At 66.6% G+C, this 21,352-nt stretch carries 19 protein-coding genes and 1 pseudogene; 14 read left to right on the top strand and 6 right to left on the bottom strand.

Annotation, left to right across the window (positions count from 1 at the left end; translation table 11 throughout):
* Nucleotides 1–37 precede the first annotated feature (37 nt).
* Nucleotides 38–454 carry a hypothetical protein gene (locus V5D55_RS10225; protein ID WP_435742560.1) on the bottom strand — a complete coding sequence of 139 codons (417 nt, stop codon included), beginning with the start codon at nucleotides 452–454 and terminating at the stop codon, nucleotides 38–40.
* Between the two features lie 212 nt (nucleotides 455–666).
* Between V5D55_RS10225 and V5D55_RS10220 the strand changes: the two genes are divergently transcribed.
* Both V5D55_RS10220 and V5D55_RS10215 read left to right on the top strand, forming a co-directional pair.
* Entirely contained in the window at nucleotides 667–1,359 is a 693-nt protein-coding gene (locus V5D55_RS10220; protein ID WP_435742558.1) for an NBR1-Ig-like domain-containing protein, read from the top strand.
* 60 nt (nucleotides 1,360–1,419) lie between these two features.
* Nucleotides 1,420–1,875 carry a hypothetical protein gene (locus V5D55_RS10215; RefSeq protein ID WP_435742556.1) on the top strand — a complete coding sequence of 152 codons (456 nt, stop codon included), beginning with the start codon at nucleotides 1,420–1,422 and terminating at the stop codon, nucleotides 1,873–1,875.
* 49 nt (nucleotides 1,876–1,924) lie between these two features.
* Here the strand turns inward: V5D55_RS10215 and V5D55_RS10210 are convergent, their stop codons facing one another.
* Nucleotides 1,925–2,581 carry a response regulator gene (locus V5D55_RS10210; protein ID WP_435742554.1) on the bottom strand — a complete coding sequence of 219 codons (657 nt, stop codon included), beginning with the start codon at nucleotides 2,579–2,581 and terminating at the stop codon, nucleotides 1,925–1,927.
* Entirely contained in the window at nucleotides 2,578–4,392 is a 1,815-nt protein-coding gene (locus tag V5D55_RS10205) for a DUF2306 domain-containing protein (RefSeq protein WP_435742552.1), read from the bottom strand. The genes V5D55_RS10210 and V5D55_RS10205 overlap by 4 nt, the downstream gene beginning before the upstream one ends.
* A 191-nt stretch (nucleotides 4,393–4,583) precedes the next feature.
* Between V5D55_RS10205 and V5D55_RS10200 the strand changes: the two genes are divergently transcribed.
* A complete protein-coding gene (locus tag V5D55_RS10200; RefSeq protein WP_435742550.1) occupies nucleotides 4,584–5,039 on the top strand; it encodes a DUF6326 family protein in 456 nt (151 codons plus the stop codon).
* Here V5D55_RS10200 and V5D55_RS10195 read toward each other — a convergent pair.
* Nucleotides 5,017–5,535, bottom strand: a complete 519-nt coding sequence (locus V5D55_RS10195) for a hypothetical protein (protein WP_435742548.1) — start codon at nucleotides 5,533–5,535, stop codon at nucleotides 5,017–5,019. The genes V5D55_RS10200 and V5D55_RS10195 overlap by 23 nt on opposite strands.
* Before the next feature lie 210 nt (nucleotides 5,536–5,745).
* Between V5D55_RS10195 and V5D55_RS10190 the strand changes: the two genes are divergently transcribed.
* From V5D55_RS10190 to V5D55_RS10145, 10 genes and pseudogenes are all read left to right on the top strand, one after another.
* Nucleotides 5,746–7,221 (top strand): pyridoxal phosphate-dependent decarboxylase family protein, encoded by a 1,476-nt coding sequence (locus tag V5D55_RS10190; RefSeq protein WP_435749285.1) that lies wholly within the window; start codon nucleotides 5,746–5,748, stop codon nucleotides 7,219–7,221.
* Nucleotides 7,218–8,543, top strand: a complete 1,326-nt coding sequence (locus tag V5D55_RS10185; RefSeq protein ID WP_435742546.1) for a lysine N(6)-hydroxylase/L-ornithine N(5)-oxygenase family protein — start codon at nucleotides 7,218–7,220, stop codon at nucleotides 8,541–8,543. The genes V5D55_RS10190 and V5D55_RS10185 overlap by 4 nt, the downstream gene beginning before the upstream one ends.
* Nucleotides 8,540–9,136 carry a GNAT family N-acetyltransferase gene (locus V5D55_RS10180; protein ID WP_435742544.1) on the top strand — a complete coding sequence of 199 codons (597 nt, stop codon included), beginning with the start codon at nucleotides 8,540–8,542 and terminating at the stop codon, nucleotides 9,134–9,136. Before V5D55_RS10185 ends, V5D55_RS10180 begins: the two co-directional genes overlap by 4 nt.
* Nucleotides 9,133–10,923: an IucA/IucC family protein gene (locus V5D55_RS10175; protein ID WP_435742542.1), complete on the top strand. Its 1,791-nt coding sequence runs from the start codon at nucleotides 9,133–9,135 to the stop codon at nucleotides 10,921–10,923. The genes V5D55_RS10180 and V5D55_RS10175 overlap by 4 nt, the downstream gene beginning before the upstream one ends.
* A 4-nt stretch (nucleotides 10,924–10,927) precedes the next feature.
* Complete coding sequence (locus V5D55_RS10170) at nucleotides 10,928–13,036, top strand: penicillin acylase family protein (protein ID WP_435742540.1); 2,109 nt, start codon at nucleotides 10,928–10,930, stop codon at nucleotides 13,034–13,036.
* The gene (locus tag V5D55_RS10165; RefSeq protein WP_435742538.1) at nucleotides 13,033–13,647 is read left to right on the top strand and encodes a GNAT family N-acetyltransferase; all 615 of its coding nucleotides are present in this window, start codon (nucleotides 13,033–13,035) and stop codon (nucleotides 13,645–13,647) included. The genes V5D55_RS10170 and V5D55_RS10165 overlap by 4 nt, the downstream gene beginning before the upstream one ends.
* A 101-nt stretch (nucleotides 13,648–13,748) precedes the next feature.
* Nucleotides 13,749–14,231 (top strand): annotated as a pseudogene (locus tag V5D55_RS10160) (alanine:cation symporter family protein); the annotation flags it as partial.
* Between the two features lie 113 nt (nucleotides 14,232–14,344).
* Entirely contained in the window at nucleotides 14,345–15,214 is an 870-nt protein-coding gene (locus V5D55_RS10155; RefSeq protein ID WP_435749284.1) for an alanine:cation symporter family protein, read from the top strand.
* Nucleotides 15,215–15,329: 115 nt separating this feature from the next.
* Nucleotides 15,330–16,694 (top strand): TrkH family potassium uptake protein, encoded by a 1,365-nt coding sequence (locus V5D55_RS10150; protein WP_435742536.1) that lies wholly within the window; start codon nucleotides 15,330–15,332, stop codon nucleotides 16,692–16,694.
* Between the two features lie 47 nt (nucleotides 16,695–16,741).
* Nucleotides 16,742–17,437, top strand: coding sequence for a potassium channel family protein (locus tag V5D55_RS10145; RefSeq protein ID WP_435742534.1), 696 nt, complete (start codon nucleotides 16,742–16,744; stop codon nucleotides 17,435–17,437).
* Between the two features lie 29 nt (nucleotides 17,438–17,466).
* Here the strand turns inward: V5D55_RS10145 and V5D55_RS10140 are convergent, their stop codons facing one another.
* On the bottom strand, nucleotides 17,467–17,934 hold the full coding sequence (locus V5D55_RS10140; RefSeq protein WP_435742532.1) for a hypothetical protein: 468 nt from the start codon (nucleotides 17,932–17,934) through the stop codon (nucleotides 17,467–17,469).
* A 387-nt stretch (nucleotides 17,935–18,321) separates the two neighbouring features.
* Here V5D55_RS10140 and nhaA point away from each other — a divergent pair, with 387 nt between their 5' ends.
* Nucleotides 18,322–19,626, top strand: a complete 1,305-nt coding sequence (gene nhaA / locus V5D55_RS10135; protein WP_435742530.1) for a Na+/H+ antiporter NhaA — start codon at nucleotides 18,322–18,324, stop codon at nucleotides 19,624–19,626.
* Between the two features lie 65 nt (nucleotides 19,627–19,691).
* Here the strand turns inward: nhaA and V5D55_RS10130 are convergent, their stop codons facing one another.
* Nucleotides 19,692–21,194: an agmatine deiminase family protein gene (locus V5D55_RS10130; RefSeq protein WP_435742528.1), complete on the bottom strand. Its 1,503-nt coding sequence runs from the start codon at nucleotides 21,192–21,194 to the stop codon at nucleotides 19,692–19,694.
* Between the last annotated feature and the right edge of the window lie 158 nt (nucleotides 21,195–21,352).

Here is a 21,352-nt window from a genome sequence, read left to right as displayed (position 1 = left end):
CCGCGACGGGATGACGATGCGACCTGTCAGAGGGAACTCAGGTCATCGAGTACCAGCGGTGCTGCCCGATCTCGTGGTGGTAGTCCCACGCGCCGGCCCCGCACGTGCCGTTGCCGTAGGCGGTGCTGGAGACACCGATCTCGATGTCGACCCTCGTCGTTCCCGGCGCGTACACCTGCCTCGAGTACGACCACGCCGCGTGGTCGTTCTCCCACGCTGTCCAGTTGCCGTCCGCGGTCTTGATCCGCTTCCAGGTGCACACGTTGGGGCCCGACCACTCGACCCAGTTCGTCTGGCACCCGGTGCTGTAGTACGTGCGCATCGCCCCGCCGCCGATGTAGTACGTGTGCAGCAGCTGCTTGGACGAAGCGCAGTTGGTCCCGCCGTACGGAAGGGTTCCGTAGTCCCCGGGCGCTGCGCTCGCCGGCAAGGCCACACCGACGCTGAGGGCCACTGCACCCACAACCCCTACCGCCCATCGAATCCCTCGCCGAAGGCGGCGCGGGCCTTTCTCGGAGCGACGATTCCGGGCACTCCGAGACAGCCAGTTCGTTGCGTTCATCGTGACGCGTCTCCTCTCGTTGATCCTCCACAGTTGAAGGTGCACCGACGATCCCACCGGCAGTAAGTTGTGGGCAAACACCCCCCAACGCGGATCGAGCGCGAATGCCCCGAAGACGTCGAATTCCCGAGAACCACGACAGCCAGCAGCAGCAGTTCGGCGAGGAACTGCGGCACTGGCGCGAGGCGCGAGGCATGACCGTCGTCGAACTCGCCCAGCGTGTCGGCAAGGACCGTCGCACGATCACCGGCGCAGAAGACGGACGCGACCTGCCCTCGGAGTTCGTGGTGCACCGGCTCGAGGACGAGCTGCAGACACAGGGGTTGCTGATCGCACGCTACGAAGGCGTCCTCATGGAGAAGCGACGGCTCCGACTGCTGCGAGCGACGTCGACCGCGATTCCCGCGCCGAACGCCACCGCCGATGATGCCAGCACCTTCATCGGCGAGACGGTGCCGGACGGGACGCTCATGAGTCCGGGGCATCGATTCGTGAAGACGTGGACGATCTGCAACAGCGGAACGGTGCCATGGCACGACCGCCGTCTCACGCGCGTCGGCATCGCAGCCGGCACCGGCCTGATCACCTCCCCTGTGCAGACGCGGATTCCCGACACGGCTCCCGGCGAGGAAGTCATCATCGCGGTGCCGTGCGTCGCGCAATTCGTGGAGGGCACCAGCATCGCCGCATTCAAGATGACGGATGACGCGGGCCGTCTCTACTTCCCCGGTCGATACTTCCCGGGTCTCCAAGCGCAGGTGACGGTTGTCCGCGAGCTCGGCGACGCGGATGGTTAGCACCCCCGCTCCTGGCGGACGGACCTATGCCCGGATCCGAAGGCTGGCTACGATGCGGACATGACACCGACGAATTCGATCTGGCAGGGGAACCAGGCCTCCGACGAGCTCGGTCCTGTCCTGCTCGCCGTTCTCTGGGTGTCCATCACCGGTCTCCTCGTCGCTCCGGCGATGTTCGTGTTCCACCTGGTGAGCGGGAACGCGGAAGACGCGGACAGCTGGGCTCCGGGTGCGATCATCTGCGTTCTCGTCGCGCTGCTCCTGTTCGCCGGCGTGCGCTCATCAATTCGCGACACGCGCCAACTTCGCGCAAACGGCGTCCGCGGAACCGCCATCGTGCTCTCCGTCGAGACGGAAGACGACGGCTACTCCGTGATTCTGCGGATCCGCGTCGACGGCCTCGATCCCTTCGAGGCGCGCGTTCGCTCCGGCGGATGGAGTCGGATGGACGTCGGCGAGACGGTCGAAGTGGTCGTCGATCCCTCGGACCGGCTGTTCACGGTCGTCGATCGCTGATCCGCTCCTGTGACGCACCCGCGACTCGGGACACGACCAGGCAGTGGCTTCAGCGGCGCATCCGCCCCGTCTGGTGCGCCCAGATGGCGATCTCGACGCGGTTGCGGGCGCCGAGCTTGGTCATGAGGCTCCCGATGTGCGTCTTCACCGTGCTGAGCGTGATGAAGAGCTCGCTCGCGATCTCGCCGTTGCTCAGCCCCTCCGCGACCTTCGCGAGCACCTGATCCTCGCGGTCGGTGAGCGGCTCGACCGGCTGTGGCGGCGGAGCGGCAGGCCGCGCTCCGGCGAAGGCCTCGAGCAGCCGCACCGTGACATTGGGGGCGATCAGCGCGTCCCCGCTCGCGGCAGCGCGGATCGCCTGGGCGAGCAGCTCGGGGCCGGCATCCTTGAGCAGAAATCCCTTGGCGCCGGCTCGCAGCGCCGCGAAGACGTACTCGTCGAGATCGAAGGTCGTGATGACGACGACGGCCATCGGGTCATCAACGCCCGGGCCGGCCAGCACGCGGGTCGCCTCGATGCCGTCGAGATCGGGCATGCGGATGTCGAACAGGCAGACGTCCGGTCGCAGCGTGCGGGCGAGGGCGACCGCCTGGTCGCCGTCGACGGCCTCCCCCACGACCTCGATGTCGGGCTGCGCGCCGAGGATCATGCTCAGGCCCGTGCGCACGAGCTCCTGATCGTCGGCGATGAGCACGCGGATGGTCATGGTGCCCATCCCGCACGAGGCAGCACCGCGAGGACAGCCCATCCGCCGCCGGGCGCTGGCCCCGCCTGGCAGGTGCCGCCGAGCAGGGCAGCACGCTCCATCATGCCGATGATGCCGAATCCGGGCGCCGGCGACGCGGCGACGTCTCCGTCGTTCGTCACGCTCACCCGCAACCCTCCGGCATCCGCCTCCACGCGCACATCGACACGGCTGACCTGACGCGCGTGACGGAGGGCGTTGGTCACCGACTCCTGCGCGAGACGGAAGACCGCGGCCGCCACCGGGGGCGGGATGCTGCCGTCGTCGCCCACGACTGTCACAGCGACGGCCGCGACGGCCGGCCGCGTCCCGGCGAGCTGCTCGATATCGCTCAGCCGCGGACTCGGCGCGAGCTCCGCCGTCTCGTCGTGCCGCAGCACCCGCACCATCGACCTCAGGTCGCTCAGCGTCTTGGCGGCCTCCGCTTCGATCACGTTCAACGCGTCCTGCGCCGCGCGTGGGTCTCGCGCCGCCACCGCGAGGCCGGCCTGGGCACGGATCGCGATGGCCGAGACGTGATGGGCGACCGTGTCGTGCAGGTCACGCGCCAGGTCCTCGCGCTCGCGCATCCGGATGCGATCGAGGCTCCGCTGCCGGGATCCCGCCCGGTAGCGGAATGCGATGCCGAGCAGCACCACCGTGAGCAGCAGCGCGAACCCGCCGATCAGATCTTCGAAACCTCCCCCGCGAACGAACGTGAGTCCGAGGCTCACGATGAGGACGGCCGATCCGATCACGAGCGCGCGACCTGCACCCCAACGGAACAGGGCATAGATGTTCACCATCACGAAGAGCGTCGAATACAGGGTCGAGCCGGGCAGGAGGAGGTCGAGGGGCACCATCGCGACCAGGAGCATCGCCAGCGGCTTCGTGCGGCGCCACAGCGTGGTCGGCAGCAGGACGAGCAGCGCGATCACCGCGAGCAGCGGCTGCTGCAGGTCGGTCCGGAAGATGCCCTCGACCACGGCCAGCAGGGCGACGAGCCCCACGAGAGCCCCATCCCGCCAGACCCGGCGCGGCGGAGCGGGCACGGCGCTCGGCGCACTCCACGCGGAACGCCAGAGGCCGGTCACCCCGTCAGGATACAAGCGCGCCACGACCCGACACACCCCGCATCTGCCGGCCCGTCGCCGGATCAGCAGTTCGGCCACGGCGCTGTTGATCACGATGCCCGCAGCGACCAGCCACGCCTCACCCAACGCGTCGACCTCACCGAGGGGGATCGTCCACAGCGCGAAGACGAGCGCCTGCGTGCCGCCGGAGACGGCGATCGCGTAGGCCCGGGTCATCCATGCTCCGTGCGCTGCGAAGTCGCGGCGTCTGATCGCGATCACCCCGCGCACGAGGAACGCCGTCATCGCCACGGCGAAGACGAGGCGGATCATGGCGAGGGCGAGCTCCTCAGGGCGCCCACCGAAGAAGACCGCGAGCCAGATGGCAGACAGAGCCGCGAGGAACCCGGCGGGAATCAGGATGCGCCCGGCGGTGCGGTGCCAGCGATGCCGCATCCGCAGCGCCGGGGAGAACTGGAAGGCCCCCAGCAGGCAGAACACGGTCATCGACACGATGTGCGTGACCAGAGCCACCGTCGATGGAACGCCCAGGGCGCCTTCGGGTTCGCCGCTCACTTCGGTGAGGCGGAACACACCACCGAGCACCGGGAGCGCGCTGAGCAGGAGGAGGCCGGTGATCGCCGGCCAGCCGCTCTTCGATCGCCGACGCCGTTCCTTCTGCCCGGCGGTCGGGCGGGTGGCCTTCATCTGTTGCGACATGTACCGATGCTGGCGCGAGTGAGCACTGGAGGGCATCGGCCATCGGCACGGACTACGAGTCGTACTTTCGGCCGGTCGGATCCAGACCTGTCGGCCGATGACGTGCGACCCCGCGACGGCGACCATCGAGTCATGACAACCCGTTCTCGAATCCGCATCCGACGAATCCACACCCGACGAAGGAGCATCCGATGAGGAGACGTCAGCCCACGACCACGGCGCTGGAAGAACAACGGATGCCGGTCAGAGTCACGCTCGCTGCCGCGTGGACGAGCTTCATGTTCCTGTACATCTATGTCGACATCCTCGCCTTCTACAAGCCCGGCGTCGTCGACGACATCCTCGCCGGCATCGTCTGGCGGTTCGACATCAGCCAGACCTGGGCGATCACCGCGCTGAGCCTCCTGGCGATCCCGATCCTGATGGTCGTGCTGTCGGTGGCGCTGCCCGCGCGGGTCAGCCGCATCCTGAATCTGATCGTGGCCGCGATACAGGTCCCCTTCGCAGCCTTCAACGCGGTCGGTGAGTGGGGCGGGTCGTGGATGGTCTTCTACGTCCTCGGCGTCGCGCTCGAGATTGTCATCCTCGCCCTCATCCTGCGGTGGGCGTGGACCTGGCCGCGGATCAGCGGCGCTCCTGAGCTGTGAAGCCCGCAGAAACGAAATCCAGCGTCTCGGCGAGCGTCTCGGTGATCTCTTCGACCGACACCTCCGCTGTCCGGATGTCCCTGCTCTTCGCGCCTCGGTGGACGGATGTTTCGCACGTCACGTACACGCCACCTCGGGTCGGAATCAGGAAGCCCAGAGCATGCAATGTGGTACCCCCGAACTCGAGGAAGCTCCAGAGATCCGACAGTCTTCCGGCGTCCGGAAATCGGTCGGAGCCGTCCGCGAGAATCATGTGGATGTCTCTCGGCCCGAGGTCACCGAAAGCATCGCGTCTCTGCTCGAATCGGGTTCCCCGCGCGAAGCTCTTCAGAGTTCGGTTCAGGCGGAACGTGAAGTCGGGGACATACACACTGTTGTCCGCTGCCGTCACGTGCGTACCTGCCGCGTGGATGTCGACGCGTCGCATCGAGGCGCTCAGCCCATCTCTCGGCCCGATCTCGAACCTCAGTCGGTCTCTGTCGCCGACGACGCGCACGGGCTCGGTCGGCGGGTTCTTCGCGCTCATACCTCTCCTCGATCCTCCCTCCGCCAGCCCATCGAAACTCTGACAGAGACTCGGGACACGCTACGACACACCCGCAGTCGTCTGCGGCGCCGCCGTCATCTCGACGCGTCCGTATCGTCGAATCACGCTTCCATGTTTAGGATAGGCATGCCTAAATAAGGAGGAGTCTTGAAGTCCGAGATGCTCACGTCATCCACAGCCGACGTATACCGCTCGTTGGTCGCGCAAGCTGCGTCTCGCGTCGCCGGCCGTTTCGAGAGAACAACTCAGCCGGCCTCCGGCGCGTCGCGCGCCGAGCTGCAGCGACTCGTCGACGCCGTCGACCTGGCCGGAGGAGGTGTCGGCGGACCTGCTGCGATCCGTGAGATCGATGACCTGTTTCTCGAGCACGCCGTGTGGTTCCACCACCCGGCTTACGCCGCGCACCTGAACTGCCCGGTCGTGCTTCCCGCGGTGGCGGCCGAGATCGTGCTCGCCGCCGTCAACACGTCGGTGGACACCTATGACCAGTCGACGGTGGGTACCCTCATGGAACGCAGACTCATCGAGCGCGTGTCGGAGTGGATCGGATTCAGCGCAGGCGACGGCGTGTTCACCTCGGGCGGCACCCAGTCGAACTTCCATGCACTTCTTCTCGCGCGGGAAGCCGCTCTCGCGCGCGCCGGGTCATCACGCGCGGAGGCTTTCGCTCGCATGGCGGTGTTCGCGACGGCATCGAGCCACTTCAGCGTCGGCAAGTCCGCTCTCCTGCTCGGGCTGTCCGACGAGGCCGTGATCGAAGTCGCCGACGACGGCGAGGGACGGATGGATCCCGTCAGTCTCGACGCGGCGGTGGTTGCCGCCGAGGCATCCGGACGAATCCCCATGGCCGTCGTGGCCACGGCAGGGACCACCGATCGGGGAGTCATCGACCCTCTCACCCCCATCGCCGCGGTGTGCGAATCCCGCGATGTGTGGATGCACGTCGACGCGGCCTACGGCGGCGGCCTGCTCGTCTCGCCGCAGAGTCGGGACCTCCTGTCCGGAATCGAGCGCGCGCGGTCCGTGACCGTCGACTTCCACAAGAGCTTCTTCCAGCCGGTCTCCTCCAGCGCGATCCTGGTTCGAGAGCCGCGCGATCTCGCTGCGGGAGCGTGGCACGCCGACTACCTGAACCCGGTCGAGAACGAGGAGCCGAACCAGGTCGACAAGTCACTGCAGACGACCCGCCGTTTCGACGCGCTGAAGCTCTGGGTCACGCTGCGGGCGATCGGCGCCGACCGCATCGGGGAGCTCTTCGACACGGTGATCGATCTCGCTTCGGCGGTCAGCGACGAGGTCGCCGCAGACCCCGAGCTCGAACTCGTGGGACGGACGCAGCTGAGCACCGTGCTCTTCCGGGTGCGTCCGCAGGGGATCGACCCTGCCGGGCAGGACGCACTCGTCGCCGGCGTGCGCCGGGTGCTGTTCGAATCGGGCCGGGCACTGGTTGCGAAGACGGTGATCGACGGCCGCCCGTGCCTGAAGCTGACGTTGCTCAACCCGGAGACCACGCTCGACGACGTGCGCGGCATCCTCACCATCGTCAAGGATGCCGCGGCCACCCTCGCCGGGATCGCCCCGGAGATCGACGCCGAGCTGGACGCCGTCTTCTCCGATGCGGAGGTCTCGGCATGAGCGATCATGTGCACGATCTCGTCGGGGTCGGGATCGGGCCGTTCAACCTGGGCCTGGCGTGCCTGGCGCAGCCGACCGGTCTGGATGCCGTCTTCGTCGACCGCGAGGACGGGTTCCGCTGGCACCACGGCATGATGATCGAGGGGGCGACCATCCAGGTCCCGTTCCTCGCGGACCTCGTGACGATGGCCGATCCGACCTCGAAGTTCTCCTTCCTCAACTGGCTGAAGAAGACCGGACGGCTCTACCCGTTCTACATCCGGGAGAGCTTCTACGCGCTGCGCGCAGAATACGACGCGTACTGCCGGTGGGCCACAGACCAGCTGCCGAACCTGCTGTGGAACCACGAGGTCGTCGCGATCGAGCACGACGCCGCCGACGATGTCTACGTGGTGCGCACGATGCGCACCGATACCGGCGAGGAGCGCGAGCTGCGGGCCCGTCACGTCGTGGTGGGCGTCGGCACGCAGCCGGTCGTACCGGAATCGTTGCGGGATGCTGCCGGCCCGCTCGTGCACAGCTCGGAGTACCTCCAGAACCGAGAGGCGCTGCAGGCGACGGATTCGATCACGGTGGTCGGCAGCGGCCAATCGGCAGCGGAGATCTACCGGGATCTGCTCGAGGGCACACGCGCCGGAGGCTATCGGCTGGACTGGGTGACCAGATCGCCCCGGTTCTTCGCGATGGAGTACACCAAGCTCACCCTCGAGATGACGTCACCCGAGTACACCGATCACTTCCACGGCTTGCCCCTGGGATTGCGTCAGCACCTGGGGCGTGAGCAGCGGAGCCTCTACAAGGGCATCTCGGGCGAACTCATCGACGACATCTACGACACGCTGTACCGACTCAGCGCCGAAGGCACGGTGCAGACATCCCTCTTCACGGACACCGAGGTGACCGCGGCAACGTGGGACGGAAGCCGGTACCGGCTGGGCCTGCTCCACAGACAACTCGGCCACGAACATGAACGTGAGACCGCGTCGCTCATCCTCGCGACCGGATACGCCGCCGGGACACCGCCATTCCTCGCCCCGGTCGCCGATGAGCTCGACTGGGATCAGCTGGGTCGGCTCGCGGTCGCGCGCAATTACAGCATCGACGGCGGTCGCGGACGGATCTTCGTGCAGAACGGCGAAGAGCACACACACGGCCCGACTGCGCCAGATCTCGGCTTCGGGGCGTGGCGCAACTCGTCGATCCTCGCGTCGATCATCGGGTCCGAGATCTACCCGATCGAGCGTCGCATCGCCTTCCAGGAGTTCGGCGTGCCGACAACCGTTCCCGGCGAGGCCACGCTTGCTGCTGAGGGCACGCGATGACGGTCACACCCGATCTCGCCGTAGCCCTGGTCCGGGCCGAATCGAGGCGGGATGCTCCGGTGCTGCACGAGTGGCTCACGCACCCGCACGCCGCGTTCTGGGGGATGGGGGATCTCGATGTCGCTGCCGTATCGGCCTACGTCGCGGCGGTGGTCGACCATCCGCATCAGGACGCCTGGCTCGGAGTGGTCGACGGGGTCGCGTCGTTCTACGCCGAGACCTACGACCCCGCGCACGTGCTGCTGCCGGGCCTCTATGAGGCTCTCCCGGGCGACCTCGGGATGCACATTCTGATCTCTCCACCGGAGGGCACGCCACGGCACGGGCTGACCGACGCCGTCTTCGCTGCGGTGATGGCGTGGTGCTTCGACGAGCTCGGCGCGGAGCGCGTCGTGGTCGAGCCCGATGTGGGCAACGATCGTGTTCGCCGAAAGAACGTGCGCGCCGGTTTCACCGAACTGCGCGAGGTGATCGTCGACGATGGCGGACATCGCAAGACGGCGATGCTGTCGGTGTGCACTCGAGACGATTTCGCCCGCTCCGACCTCACCCGAACCGAACCTGCCCGCCTCGAATCGAAGGAACGTGCATGATCGCGCACGCCGACCATCTCACCCCCGCCACCCTCGACCGCGCACAGCGCCACCTGGTCGCCAAAGCTCTCGCCGAGTTCAGCCACGAGCGCCTGATCGCCCCCGAACGGGTCGAGGGCGGCGGCTGGACACTCTCGGTCCCCGGCAGCGACGCGGAGTACCGTTTCGACGCGATCCGCACCGCCCTCGAGCATTGGATCGTCGACGAGGAAAGCATCCGCCGGCTGGTGAAGGGCGCAGAGACATCGCTGGATGCCCAGACCATGATCCTCGAGCTGCAACCGCTCCTCGGGCTCTCTGACGCACTGTTGCCTGTCTATCTGGAAGAGATCGCTTCGACGCTGGCCGGTGCCGCGTTCAAGATCGCGCAGGGCGGGCAGTCCGCGGAGGCGCTGACTGAGGCGGACTTCCAGACGATCGAAGCGGCGATGACCGAGGGGCACCCCGGATTCGTGGCCAACAACGGTCGCATCGGATTCGGCGCCGCCGACCATGCCGCGTTCGCTCCCGAAACCGGCCGCCCGTTCCGTCTCGTCTGGGTCGCGGCCCGACGATCGGCGTCGCATCTCGCCCTCGGTGCCGGGCTGGACGAGGAGTCGCTCATCGCGGGAGAACTCAGCCCGACCGAGCGGGAGCAGTTTCGTTCTCGACTCCACGACATCGGCGAAGACCCCTCCGACTACCAGCTGCTGCCGGTGCACCCCTGGCAGTGGGAGAACCGCGTCGCGATCACCTTCGCACCCGATCTTGCTCGTCGCGATCTCGTTCTCATCGGCGAAAGCGAGGACGAGTACCGCGCGCAGCAGTCGGTGCGGACGATGTTCAACGCCACGCATCCCGAGCGGCACTACGTCAAGACGGCCCTCGCGGTGCAGAACATGGGCTTCTTGCGCGGCCTGTCGCCTGCCTACATGAGAGTCACCCCGGCGATCAACGACTGGGTGTTCGACCTCGTCGCCGGCGACGCCACCCTGCGCGACTCCGGATTCCGAGTACTGCGGGAACGAGCGTCGATCGGCTACACCGGCGATGTCTACCATCGCACTCCGGAGCCATCACCGCACCGGAAGATGCTCGCCGCGCTGTGGCGCGAGAGCCCGGTGCCCCTGGTGTCCGAGACGCAGCAGCTGGCCACGATGGCGTCACTCCTGCACCGCGACGGCGAAGGGGCGTCGGTGGCGACGGCGCTCATCCGTGCGTCCGGCATCAGTGCCGAGGCATGGGTGCGAGCGTACCTCCGCGTGTATCTGCGGCCGCTCGTGCACTGCCTGCTCGCACACGACCTGGCGTTCATGCCCCATGGCGAGAACCTCATCCTCATCATCGATCACCACGTGCCGACCGGTGTCTTCATGAAGGACATCGGCGAAGAGGTCGCGATCCTCGCCGATCGCTCCGTACCGGACGACATCCGCCGCATCGTGTCGCCGGTCGAGGACCAGGAGAAGGCGCTTGCGATCTTCACAGACGTCTTCGACGGAGTTCTTCGTCACCTCGCCGGCATCCTGCACATCGACGGAACCCTGCCGGAGACCGACTTCTGGCGCATCGCGGCCGACACGGTGGACCAGCATGCGGCCGAGCATCCCGGACTCGACTCCCTCGTCGACCTACGCGCCGACACGTTCGCGCACTCGTGTCTGAACCGGCTGCAGCTACGGAACACCCTGCGAATGGTCGACCTGACGAATCAGTCCGCGTCGCTGATGTACGCCGGCGCGCTGACGAATCCGATCGGACGCTCACTCCTCGCGCGCCAGGACCCGCACGAGACCGTGGCAGTCTGACGGCATGGCCGACGTCTTCCGAGATCCGCTTGGCATCCCGCACATCCGCGCTTCCGGCGTGCGGGATCTCGCCGAGGCGCAAGGAGAAGTGACGGCGCGCGACCGCGGCTGGCAGATCGAGGTCGATCGGCGACGCGCGTCCGGGCGGCTCGCAGAACTCATCGGTGATGCCGGCATCACGTGGGACGTGTTCGCCCGTCGCGCCCGGATCGACGACACGGCACGTCGCGCCTACGCTCGGCTGGGCGATGAGACGCGCGACTTCGTGCGCGCCTATGCGGCAGGTGTGCGCCGCGGGATGGATGCCGACGGACGGAACGCCGTCGAGTTCCGCACGCTCGACGAGCTGTTCGGCGACGAACAATCGCCCTCATCATGGGACGATCATGATCCCCTCGGTGTGTTGCATGTCGCACACGCGTTGTTCTCGACGTTCCCCCTCCTGCTCTGGCGCGAGCATGTCGCCACGACGCTGGGAGACGAGTGGGTGGACGCTTTCGTCGGGTCCGGCGATGGCGTTCACGATGACGGCGATGAGACGTTGCCCGCCGCGGGAAGCAATGCCTGGGCACTCCACGGCACACGAACCGCCAGCGGCATGCCGCTCGTCGCCGGCGATCCGCACCGGATCTTCGAACTTCCGGGCGTCTACCAGCAGGTGCGGCTCGCCTGCGAGGAGTTCGACGTCGTGGGCCTCGCGTTTCCCGGAGTTCCCGGCGTGCCGCATTTCGGGCACACCGGCACGGCGGCGTGGGGCATCACGAATGCGATCGCGCACAGCGTCGACGTGTTCCGGGAGCGAATTCGCGTGCAGCAGCACGGCTACGAAGCTCTCGGGCCCGACGGATGGCAGCCCGTCGATGTGCAGCGCACCACGATCCGAGTTCGCGGCGGAGTCGATATCGAGATCGAGGCCCTGGAGACTGCGCACGGCTGTGTCGTCACCGACCTGCATCCGCATGGCGATGAGCTGCGCGCGTGGAGTATTCGACACCCTGCGCGGACGGACGCCGACCTCGGTGTGGACGCGCTCCTCCCCCTGCTGAGGGCTCGAACCGCGGATGACGTGATCACGGCATTCGGCTCGTGGGTCGACCCGGTGAACCGAGTGCTCGCCGCCGACCGGGAGGGGACCGTGCTGTCAGCCACGGTCGGACGAGTACCGCATCGCGCGCGCGATGAGCGCCGACTCCCGCTTCCCGCGGAGAACGAACGTCCGGTCGCGAACTACTCGCCGTCGAATCCGGTCGTCGTGACGGATGCGGTGGTCGATGCGAACGAACGACCCGGAGCGGAGCCGATCGATCTGGGGTTCGCCTACCCCTCGGCCCACCGCGCGCGGCGGATCTCGGAACTGCTCGAGCTGACGCCCCGGTGGAGCGTCCAGGATCTGCCGGAGATCTGGGGGGATACCGTCAGCGGTTCCCGAGGTGGGCTGCTGGCTCTGCTCCCTTCTGGGCCCATCCCGCCCTCGGCCGCCGTGGTGCGCGACGCTCTCCTCGACTGGGACGGACGCATGGATGCGGTGTCCTCGGCCGCTGGACAGTTCGCCGCCTGGCGCAACGAGCTGGTTCGCGCCGTCACCGCACACCCCGCTCTTCAGCCGCTCCTCGGGCCTCACCCGTTCGGTGCGATCTTCGACCCCTGGCTCGCCGTCGAAGGTCAGGTCGCCGCGGCTCTTCCTCGCCTACTGCGGCATCCTGCTCTCGCGAGAGATGTCGACGAGATCGTGATCGCAGCCCTCCTCAACGCGGCAGACGCCTCGGCCTGGGGAACGACACATCGGATGCTGCCGCTGCACGTTCTCGCGGATGTACCCGGTGCGAGTGCTCCTTCCTTCGATCTGACTGTGTCGGGAGACGGAGACACGGTGCGCTGCACCGGGTCGACGCCCGGCATCACCGACCGCACCTGGCGCGGATCGGTCGCACACTGGGCGTGGGACCTCGCCGATCGAGACAACAGCATGTGGGGCGTGCCTTTCGGGGCATCGGGCGATCCCGGATCGCCGCACTTCGCCGATCAGCTCACCGCATGGGCCGACGTGCACCCCTCCCGCGTCGTCACCGACTGGCACACCCTCCGATTCGACCGCACGATGGGAACGCAATGACCGGTGTACGCGACGTTCGACTGGCAAGCGGCACCGCAGGCACCACGGTCCACACCAGTGATTCGACCGAACTCGGACGCATCGAGATCACCGTCCTCGACCCGATCGGCGACCTCGACGTCATCCACGAGTGGGTGACACGCCCCGCGGCCCGTTTCTGGGGGCTCGCCGCGCTCTCCCGCGACGAACTGCGCGACCTCTATGCGTTCGTCGACGGCCTCCCCAGTCATCATGCATTCTTGATCCGCCGCGACGGACTTCCCGTCGTGCTGCTGCAGACGTACGAACCCGAGAACGATCCGCTCGGCGAGGTGTATCGACCCGAGCCGGGTGATATCGGCATCCATTTTCTGCTCGGCGCCCGCGGCGCGCCTGCGCGCGGATTCACCACACAGCTCGGACGCCTGATCGGAGAGTTCCTGTTCGCACGCCCGCAGGTCGATCGGATCGTGATCGAACCGGACATCGGCAACGATCGGGCCCTCGCTCGCGTGCAGCTCTTCGGCTTCGAGCTCGGTCCTCCCGTGCAACTGGCGGACAAGACCGGGCAGCTGGCGTTCCTGACTCGTGAACGGTGGGAAGTCCTGCGAGCGGGACAGCTGCACGAATAGGTGGCTGCGCCCCTTGCGCACAGCATCTCACTTGGCGCCGGTCACTGACCAGAAACGATCTCAGCCTGGTCAGCCGGGGCCGACGTCGCCATACTGAGCGGATGGATGCTGTCAATGAGTGGCTACTGACCTGGGGCGACAACCTGTGGACGTGGATCGTCCTCCCGATCGTCGTCCTCCTCGGGCTGTACTTCACGATCCGCTCCGGCGTCGTGCAGTTTCGGTTGATCCCCGAGATGTTCCGGACGCTGAAGGATCGAACTCCCCGCACGGAGAGCGGTGAACCGCAATCCGTCTCCTCGTTTCAGGCGTTCACCATCTCCGCGGCCTCTCGTGTCGGAGTCGGCAATATCGCCGGCGTCGGGACTGCCATCGCGATCGGCGGCCCCGGTGCGATCTTCTGGATGTGGCTGATGGCGTTCATCGGTGGAGCCTCCGCGTTCATCGAGTCGTCTCTGGCGCAGCTGTACAAGACTCGCGATAAGGACGGATTCCTCGGCGGACCCGCCTACTATATGCAGCGCGGACTCGGAGCACGATGGATGGGCGTGCTGTTCGCCATCATCCTCATCATCTGCTTCCCCATCGCCTTCAGCTCTCTGCAGGCGAACACCATCCAGGCGACCATCTCGGGGAGCTTCGGCGGGAGCCGGCAGCCTGGCTCCCCTGGGTCATCGGCGGGGCGCTCGCGCTGCTCATGGGCCTCGTCATCTTCGGGGGCGTGCGACGGATCGCGTCGGTCACCCAGACGCTGGTCCCGGTCATGGCGTTGCTGTACCTGCTTCTCGGGCTGGTCATCGTCGCGATGCACATCGAGCGCCTGCCCGAAGTCTTCGCCCAGATCTTCACCCAGGCCTTCGGACCGAACGAGATCGTCGGAGCGGCGCTCGGCTACATCATCCTCACCGGCGCCAAGCGGGGCATGTTCTCCAACGAGGCCGGACTGGGCTCGGCGCCCAACGCCGGTGCGAGCGCAGCAGTGACGCATCCGGTCAAGCAGGGTCTCGTGCAGACGCTGGGCGTCTACTTCGACACGTTCCTGGTCTGCTCGATTACCGCGTTCATCATCCTGGTGTCGGTTCCGGACCTGGCGAATGCCGAACGCGGCATCGGTTTGACGCAGGGCGCGGTAGTCAGTGCGCTGGGCAGTTGGTCGAACATCCTCCTGATCGTGATCATCTTCCTGCTCGCGTTCAGCTCGATCCTCGGCAACTACTACTACGGCCAGACCAACATCGAGTTCATCACCTCGAAACCAGGTGTCCTCCTCGGCTACCGTCTGTTCGCGATCGCCGCGGTGTTCGCCGGGGCACTCGTCTCGGCCGATGTCGTGTGGAACTTCGCCGACGGCGCGATGGGATTCATGGCCATCGTCAACCTCGTCGCCATCGCACTGCTCTCCGGCGTCGCCTTCAAGCTCCTGAAGGACTACACGCAGCAGCGACGAGAGGGGCTTGACCCCGTCTTCACCAAGGCGCGACTGCCTGGTGTACGCGGGATCGAGGTCTGGGAGGACGAGCTTTCGGTCACGGGTCCGATCGATCTTCCCGCGACTCGGCGGCGTTGACGTCGCCGGACCGGATTCACGGGCGCCCTCGGAGCGGAGATCCTCTCGGTAGCTTCGGGGCAGGCGATCGTCTCCGCTCGGGCAGAGTGCGCGACGGGGAGTAGTCTGCTTCTTCGTGGCTCTACTCAGTTCCGCCCGCGTTCGGCTCGCTCAGAGCCTTCATCTGGCACCCGCTCGGGCTATTGCGCTCGGGTTCGGGGCGGCGATAGTCGTCGGGACCGCACTGTTGATGCTGCCGCTCTCCTCAGCTACGGGGAAATGGACGGGGCTTGTCGAGGCGCTGTTCACGTCGACATCGGCGGTGTGCGTGACCGGACTGGTGGTGGTTGATACCCCGGTGCACTGGAGCCCGTTCGGGAAGATCGTCATCTTGTTGCTCATCCAGCTGGGCGGCCTCGGAATTATGCTCTTCGCCGCACTCGTGGGGTTGGCGCTGGCACGCAGGTTCTCGGTGCGCTCGCGCATGTTTGCGAGCTCGGAGACGAAGACTGCCGGCGAGGGAGACATGAAACGCGTCGCCGCCGGCATCGTCGTCACCACGGTCGCGATCGAGGCGGCGGTTGCACTGTTGCTCTTTTTACGCTTCACCACAGGGTATGGATATGACCCTGTACGCGCAGGCTGGCATGCGGTCTTCCACGCGGTGTCTTCATTCAACAACGCAGGCTTCGCTCTGTACACGGACAGCCTTATGGGCTTCGTCCAAGATCCCTGGATCTGTCTTCCGATCTGCGTCGCCATCATCTTGGGTGGACTCGGGTTTCCCGTGCTTCGTCAGCTTCGCAGGGAGTTCCATCGTCCGTTGCACTGGACGATGAATACGAGGATCGTGCTGGCCGTGACGGGCGTGCTTCTCGTCTGCGGTACTGCATATGTGCTGCTCATCGAGTGGAGCAACCCGGGCACTCTCGGGAATCTGCCGCCCGGATCACGTATCCTCGCGGGATTCTTCCACGCGGTGCAATCCCGGACGGCGGGATTCAATTCCGTGGACGTATCGCAGATGCACGATGAGACCTGGTTGGGGACGGACGTGCTGATGTTCATCGGTGGCGGACCCGCAGGAACCGCTGGTGGCATCAAGGTGACCACTTTTGCTGTGCTGTTCTTCATCATGTGGACAGAGCTGCGCGGTGGAATTGCTGTCAACGTCTTCGGCAAGCGACTCTCGCGTGCTGTGCACCGCGAAGCGATCACTGTGGTGATTGTGGCGTTGGGGGCGATCATGGCAGCAGTCATCATGATCCTCGCGATGACCGATCTCGACCTCGATCAGGTGCTGTTCGAGGTCGTCTCCGCATTTGGCACTGTTGGTCTCTCCACCGGGATCACCGCGGATCTGCCGGCCGCCGCGCACGTCATCCTCACTCTGCTCATGTTTCTCGGTCGCCTCGGCCCGCTCACCCTCGGGTCTGCACTCGCGCTGCGGGTACGGCGGACATCATACGAACTCCCCAAGGAACGGCCCGCGATCGGCTAACGACGTGTCGGCATCGAGCATTGCCCATCAAATCGAAAGGACTTCACGTGCCCAAGTTTCTCTCGTTCGGTCAGGACGCCAGGAGAATCGCCGAGGCTGACTCCGTCGCTGTGATCGGTCTCGGCCGCTTCGGAACCTCCCTCGCGCTCGAACTGATGGCTTCCGGGACTGAGGTGCTCGGTATCGACGCAGGCGAGGACATCGTTCAAGCGTTGAACGGCCAACTCACCCAGGTTGTCCGCGCTGACTCGACACGGCTCGAGGTTCTGGAGCAGCTCGCGATCGGCGAGTTCGACCGTGTCGTCGTCTCCATCGGCTCTGACATCACTTCGTCGATCCTCACTGCGTCCCTGCTTCTGCAGCTCAAAGTGCCCGTCATCTGGGCGAAGGCCGTCGACGAACGGCATGGTGCCGTTCTCGAACAGCTCGGTGTCCACAAGGTGGTCTACCCGGAGAAGGACATGGGGCGACGCGTGGCGCATCTCGTTCGAGGTGCGGCTGCCGACTACCTCGAAATCGAGAAGGGGTACGCGATCGTCAAGACGGTGGCGCCCCGCTATCTCCACGGCCTCACCCTGACGGAGGGGGCTGTGCGGGCGACGCATGGTGTCACGATCGCTGCACATCGGTCGGCGTCCGGTGACTGGCGAAATACGCAGGCGGACACCGTCCTCAGCGAGGGCGATACCGTGCTCGTCGTGGGCCCGACGGACAGGGTTGAGAAGTTCGCGCAACTGCGGTGACCGCGCGACCCGTATGAGGTGAGGAAGCCCTAGATGACGTCGCGGGTGCAGGCGTCGCGGATGCTCTCGCCGCGCAGGTCCTCCCATGGAATGGCGGCGTACCCGACAATTCCACTGCCGGTGCCGGCGAGTTCGTCGATGCGCTGCGTGACGAGTCCCTGGCCGTCGACTCCGGACAGGTCGATGACGACGACGTCAACGTAACGGCCGCGTACTCGTTCGAGTTCGCTGTGGAGCCGACGCGCCATGCTCTGTGCCGCGAAACGCAGTGCTCGTCGGCGCCCATCGGCACCACGATAGGTAACGACGAGGTGCCTCAGGCCGCGATATGCGCGGCTAGCAGCGAAGGCTTCGGCTGCGCCCGAACGCAGTATGCGCCGCGCCTCTCGCCGCCGTTCAACGCCGGCTAGGTCGATCGCCCAGACGAGACATCGTGTTTCGGTCGCTTCGGCTGCGGCGAGCTGTGAGGGAGGGGCGTCGTCGGCGACATCGCCCATGTACGCGACTGTGGTGTGCATCCGGTCTTCTCGGTCGTTGAAGAATGGTGCCGACCAGGCTTCCCGGCGCTCCGACCCGTTTCGCGGGCTTCAGGGAAGTATAGGCCGCACAGTTCGTGCGGAGGCGCCCACTGGAGCGTGTCTATCGGGCTACCCGAGGATCGGGCACTCGATGCGGTAGCCGGAGGTGCGGAGCTGACTTGATGCCGTCGGCGTCGGAGATCGAGCTGCGACCTCAGAGACGGGGGTGACGGCTTCCCGGCGCACCGAGCACTCAGAGCGGTCCGCCTCCCCCAGGATGAGAAGACGCGCTGCGGTTAGAATGGAAAGTGGAGTGTCGGGAAGCCTGGTCGACGAATGCCCGCTCGTCGACCCGAAAGCTCCCTCATGGACAATTCTTCGCGTCTCGCCAGAGTCCGCGCCGTCTTCCCTTCCGCCTCCCGTGCCGAGTCGCGCCGCATCGGCGAGATCCTCCGCATGGAGACCGTCGGCGGAATCCTCCTCGTCGCACTCGCGGCGATCGCGTTGCTGTGGGCGAACTCGCCCTGGGCGGAGTCGTACTTCGCGCTGCGTGACTTCGAGATCGGGTACGAGCCCTGGCATCTGCAACTGAGTCTCGGCGCCTGGGCCGCCGACGGCCTGCTCGCCATCTTCTTCTTCCTCGTCGGCCTCGAACTCAAGCGGGAGTTCGTCGCCGGGGACCTGCGCAGCTTCAGCACGGCCGTGGTCCCGATCGTCGCGGCGGTCGGCGGTGTGATCGTGCCGGCCGTGATCTACCTCGCCGTGGTGGCCGGATCCGCGGAGGAATCTCACGGGTGGGCGATCCCGACCGCGACCGACATCGCTTTCGCGGTCGCCGTGCTCGCCCTCATCGGATCGCACCTCCCGAGCGCGCTACGGATCTTCCTGCTCACCCTGGCGGTCGTCGACGATCTCATCGCCATCGGCATCATCGCGCTGTTCTACACGGAGACGATCGAGGTCGTGCCGCTGGTGCTCGCCTTCGTCGCGATCGCGGTATACGGCGTGATCGCGCAGCGGTACCGGGACTTCTTCCACCTGCGCCCGACCGCCGCCTGGCTGATCCTGCTACCCATCGGCGTGGGCGCGTGGGCGCTCGTGCACGCGTCGGGTATCCACGCCACGATCGCCGGCGTGCTGCTCGGCTTCATGATCCCCGTGCTGCACAAGAAGGCCGACCGCGGACCCGACGCTGGCCCCGGGCTCGCCGAAGTCTTCGAACACCGGTTCCGTCCGTTGTCGACCGGGTTCGCCGTGCCCGTTTTCGCGTTCTTCTCGGCGGGCGTGGCGATCGGCGGCGGCGAAGGGTTCGCTTCGGCATTCGCAGACCCCGTCGTCGTCGGGATCGTCCTCGCTCTGGTGGTCGGGAAGCCGCTCGGGATCACCGCGGCGACCTGGTTGGTCACCAGAATCCGTCGCATCGACCTCGACCCCGCCCTGAGATGGATCGACATCATCGGCGTCGGACTCCTCGCCGGCATCGGGTTCACGGTCTCGCTTCTGGTCGCCGAACTCAGCTTCGCCGTCACGAGCGAGCACCACGACCACGCCAAGGTCGCCATCCTGACCGCATCCGTCGTCGCTGCTGTCGGCGCCTCGGTGCTGCTCGGAGCCCGCAATCGCCGCTACCGGCGGCTCGCGACCTCTGACGACTCTGACGACGACGTCTGATCCGACGGCTCCCTTGTCGTGGCACTTTCGTGAGTGCGGCCGGGGCGTCGACCGCACTCACGACTTCAAGTGACTTGGAACGTCGGGCTGGTGGCGAGCAGGGTGAAGCCGTCGTCGGCGAAGAAGCGGAAGTTGTACGTTCCACGCGCCGACGGTGCGGTGAACGCGATCGTTGCAGACGTGCGTCCGCTGGATGGCGGGGTGTTCTGGCCGTTGAGGTATTTCTCGTCGACTCCGCCGGCGTTGTCCGCGTCGGCGGCCCGGTACAGGCCGACCCAGTCGCGGCGACCGCCGGGGCCGTTCGCGACGGTGGCGCGGATCGTGCCGCCGCGGCTCACGGTGGTGCGGTCGGCGGTGACCGTGGCACCGACTGGAGTCGGCGTCGGTGTCGGTGTGGGGCCGCCGGCGACGAGCGGTTCCTCCATGGTGACGCAGTGCGCGCCGCCGCCGCCCTCGCCCATCAGCACATCGAGGTTCAGCTGAACGCACGGACGGCCGAACGCTGCGGCGAGAGCGTTGCGGGCTGCGGTGTCGGTCGTGGCGTCGCCGAACTGCGCGGTGATGACCGATCCCGAGGTGACGATGCAGTTCAGGTACCCGTCGAAGAAGGTCCCCTGCGCGGACGAGGGGATACGGGGAAGTGAGGCGGGCCCGTAGATGGTCGTGACCTGCAGCTGCCGCCCCTTGGCGTCGGTGGCGGAGGCGAGCAGGTTCCGTGTCGCGATCGCGGACTGGGACCAGATGGTCGACGGGCGTGCCGGATTGCTGAGCTGCACGAGGACCTTGCCCGGGCCGGTGTAGAGGACGGTGGCGTCGATGTGGTCGTCGGTGATGTCCTGTCCCGAGATGCCTTGGCACCAGATCATCTTGGTCGCGCCGTACATGCGAAGAAGTTCGGTCTCGATCTGTGCGGCCGTCTTGCCCGGGTTGCGGGCGGAGTCGACCCAGGAGCTGCGGTTTGCGATGAGCGTCCCGTCGCCGTCGGTGATCACACCTCCGCCTTCGCCGACCACGTTCGCCGCGGTGAAGGCGAAGCCGTTGTACTGAGCGATTCTCTGGGCGACGAGCGCGTCCTTCGCATGGGTCTGCTCGTTGCCCCAGCCGTTGAAGTTGAGACCGATCGCGTCGATGCCACCGGCTCCGTCCGTGCGGAACACCGCGCCGGAGTCGCGCATCCAGCAGTCGTTCACGGGGATGGAGCTGATCACGGTCACGTTGGAGCTGACGCGTGCGCGCGCAGCGGTAGCGGCGCTCGCCCCATCGGCACACATGACGACCGGAGTCGTTTTGACGATCTCGTTCGCAATCTTGGCGATGTCGCCCTGGATGCCGTTGAGGAGGCTGCCCCAGATCGATGTGCTCGATGGCCACGCCATCCAGATCCGCTTGAGCGGCCCCGCTTCCCCGGGCACGGCGAAGGTTCCGGCGGCTTGGGCGGCCTCCTGCGTCGTCATGGCTCTGATGCTGGTGCCGCCGACCACTAGTCCGGCGGCGGCGATCCCGGCAAAGGCCAAGAACTGCCTGCGGGGATACCCCTCGGTCGTGGTGCTGCGTCGTTGCTCGCTCACGTCTGGTTCCTTCCGTCGTCCACGCCAGTGTGGAAGTGGGGCACTGCGACCACATTTGGATTAAATCCAAATCTTCGATCACAGTGTCACGTGCTCGCGCCGCGTTGTCAAGGATTCGATGAAATCGCGAGCTGCGAAGCCCTGTCGCCACCAGGACT

Source organism: Microbacterium sp. PMB16 (assembly GCF_051294855.1).
In the GTDB taxonomy this organism is placed as follows: domain Bacteria; phylum Actinomycetota; class Actinomycetes; order Actinomycetales; family Microbacteriaceae; genus Microbacterium.
This window is presented reverse-complemented; position numbering and strand designations above follow the sequence as displayed.

Excerpts from the sequence above, each read along its gene's own strand:
- V5D55_RS10180 (WP_435742544.1), top strand. The coding sequence starts at position 8,540 with ATGACGGTCACACCCGATCTCGCCGTAGCCCTGGTCCGGGCCGAATCG.
- V5D55_RS10155 (WP_435749284.1), top strand. The coding sequence starts at position 14,345 with ATGGGCCTCGTCATCTTCGGGGGCGTGCGACGGATCGCGTCGGTCACC.
- V5D55_RS10165 (WP_435742538.1), top strand. The coding sequence starts at position 13,033 with ATGACCGGTGTACGCGACGTTCGACTGGCAAGCGGCACCGCAGGCACC.
- V5D55_RS10170 (WP_435742540.1), top strand. The coding sequence starts at position 10,928 with ATGGCCGACGTCTTCCGAGATCCGCTTGGCATCCCGCACATCCGCGCT.
- V5D55_RS10175 (WP_435742542.1), top strand. The coding sequence starts at position 9,133 with ATGATCGCGCACGCCGACCATCTCACCCCCGCCACCCTCGACCGCGCA.
- V5D55_RS10205 (WP_435742552.1), bottom strand. The coding sequence starts at position 4,392 with ATGTCGCAACAGATGAAGGCCACCCGCCCGACCGCCGGGCAGAAGGAA.
- V5D55_RS10185 (WP_435742546.1), top strand. The coding sequence starts at position 7,218 with ATGAGCGATCATGTGCACGATCTCGTCGGGGTCGGGATCGGGCCGTTC.
- nhaA (WP_435742530.1), top strand. The coding sequence starts at position 18,322 with ATGGACAATTCTTCGCGTCTCGCCAGAGTCCGCGCCGTCTTCCCTTCC.
- V5D55_RS10190 (WP_435749285.1), top strand. The coding sequence starts at position 5,746 with ATGCTCACGTCATCCACAGCCGACGTATACCGCTCGTTGGTCGCGCAA.
- V5D55_RS10215 (WP_435742556.1), top strand. The coding sequence starts at position 1,420 with ATGACACCGACGAATTCGATCTGGCAGGGGAACCAGGCCTCCGACGAG.
- V5D55_RS10140 (WP_435742532.1), bottom strand. The coding sequence starts at position 17,934 with ATGGGCGATGTCGCCGACGACGCCCCTCCCTCACAGCTCGCCGCAGCC.
- V5D55_RS10220 (WP_435742558.1), top strand. The coding sequence starts at position 667 with ATGCCCCGAAGACGTCGAATTCCCGAGAACCACGACAGCCAGCAGCAG.
- V5D55_RS10200 (WP_435742550.1), top strand. The coding sequence starts at position 4,584 with ATGAGGAGACGTCAGCCCACGACCACGGCGCTGGAAGAACAACGGATG.
- V5D55_RS10210 (WP_435742554.1), bottom strand. The coding sequence starts at position 2,581 with ATGACCATCCGCGTGCTCATCGCCGACGATCAGGAGCTCGTGCGCACG.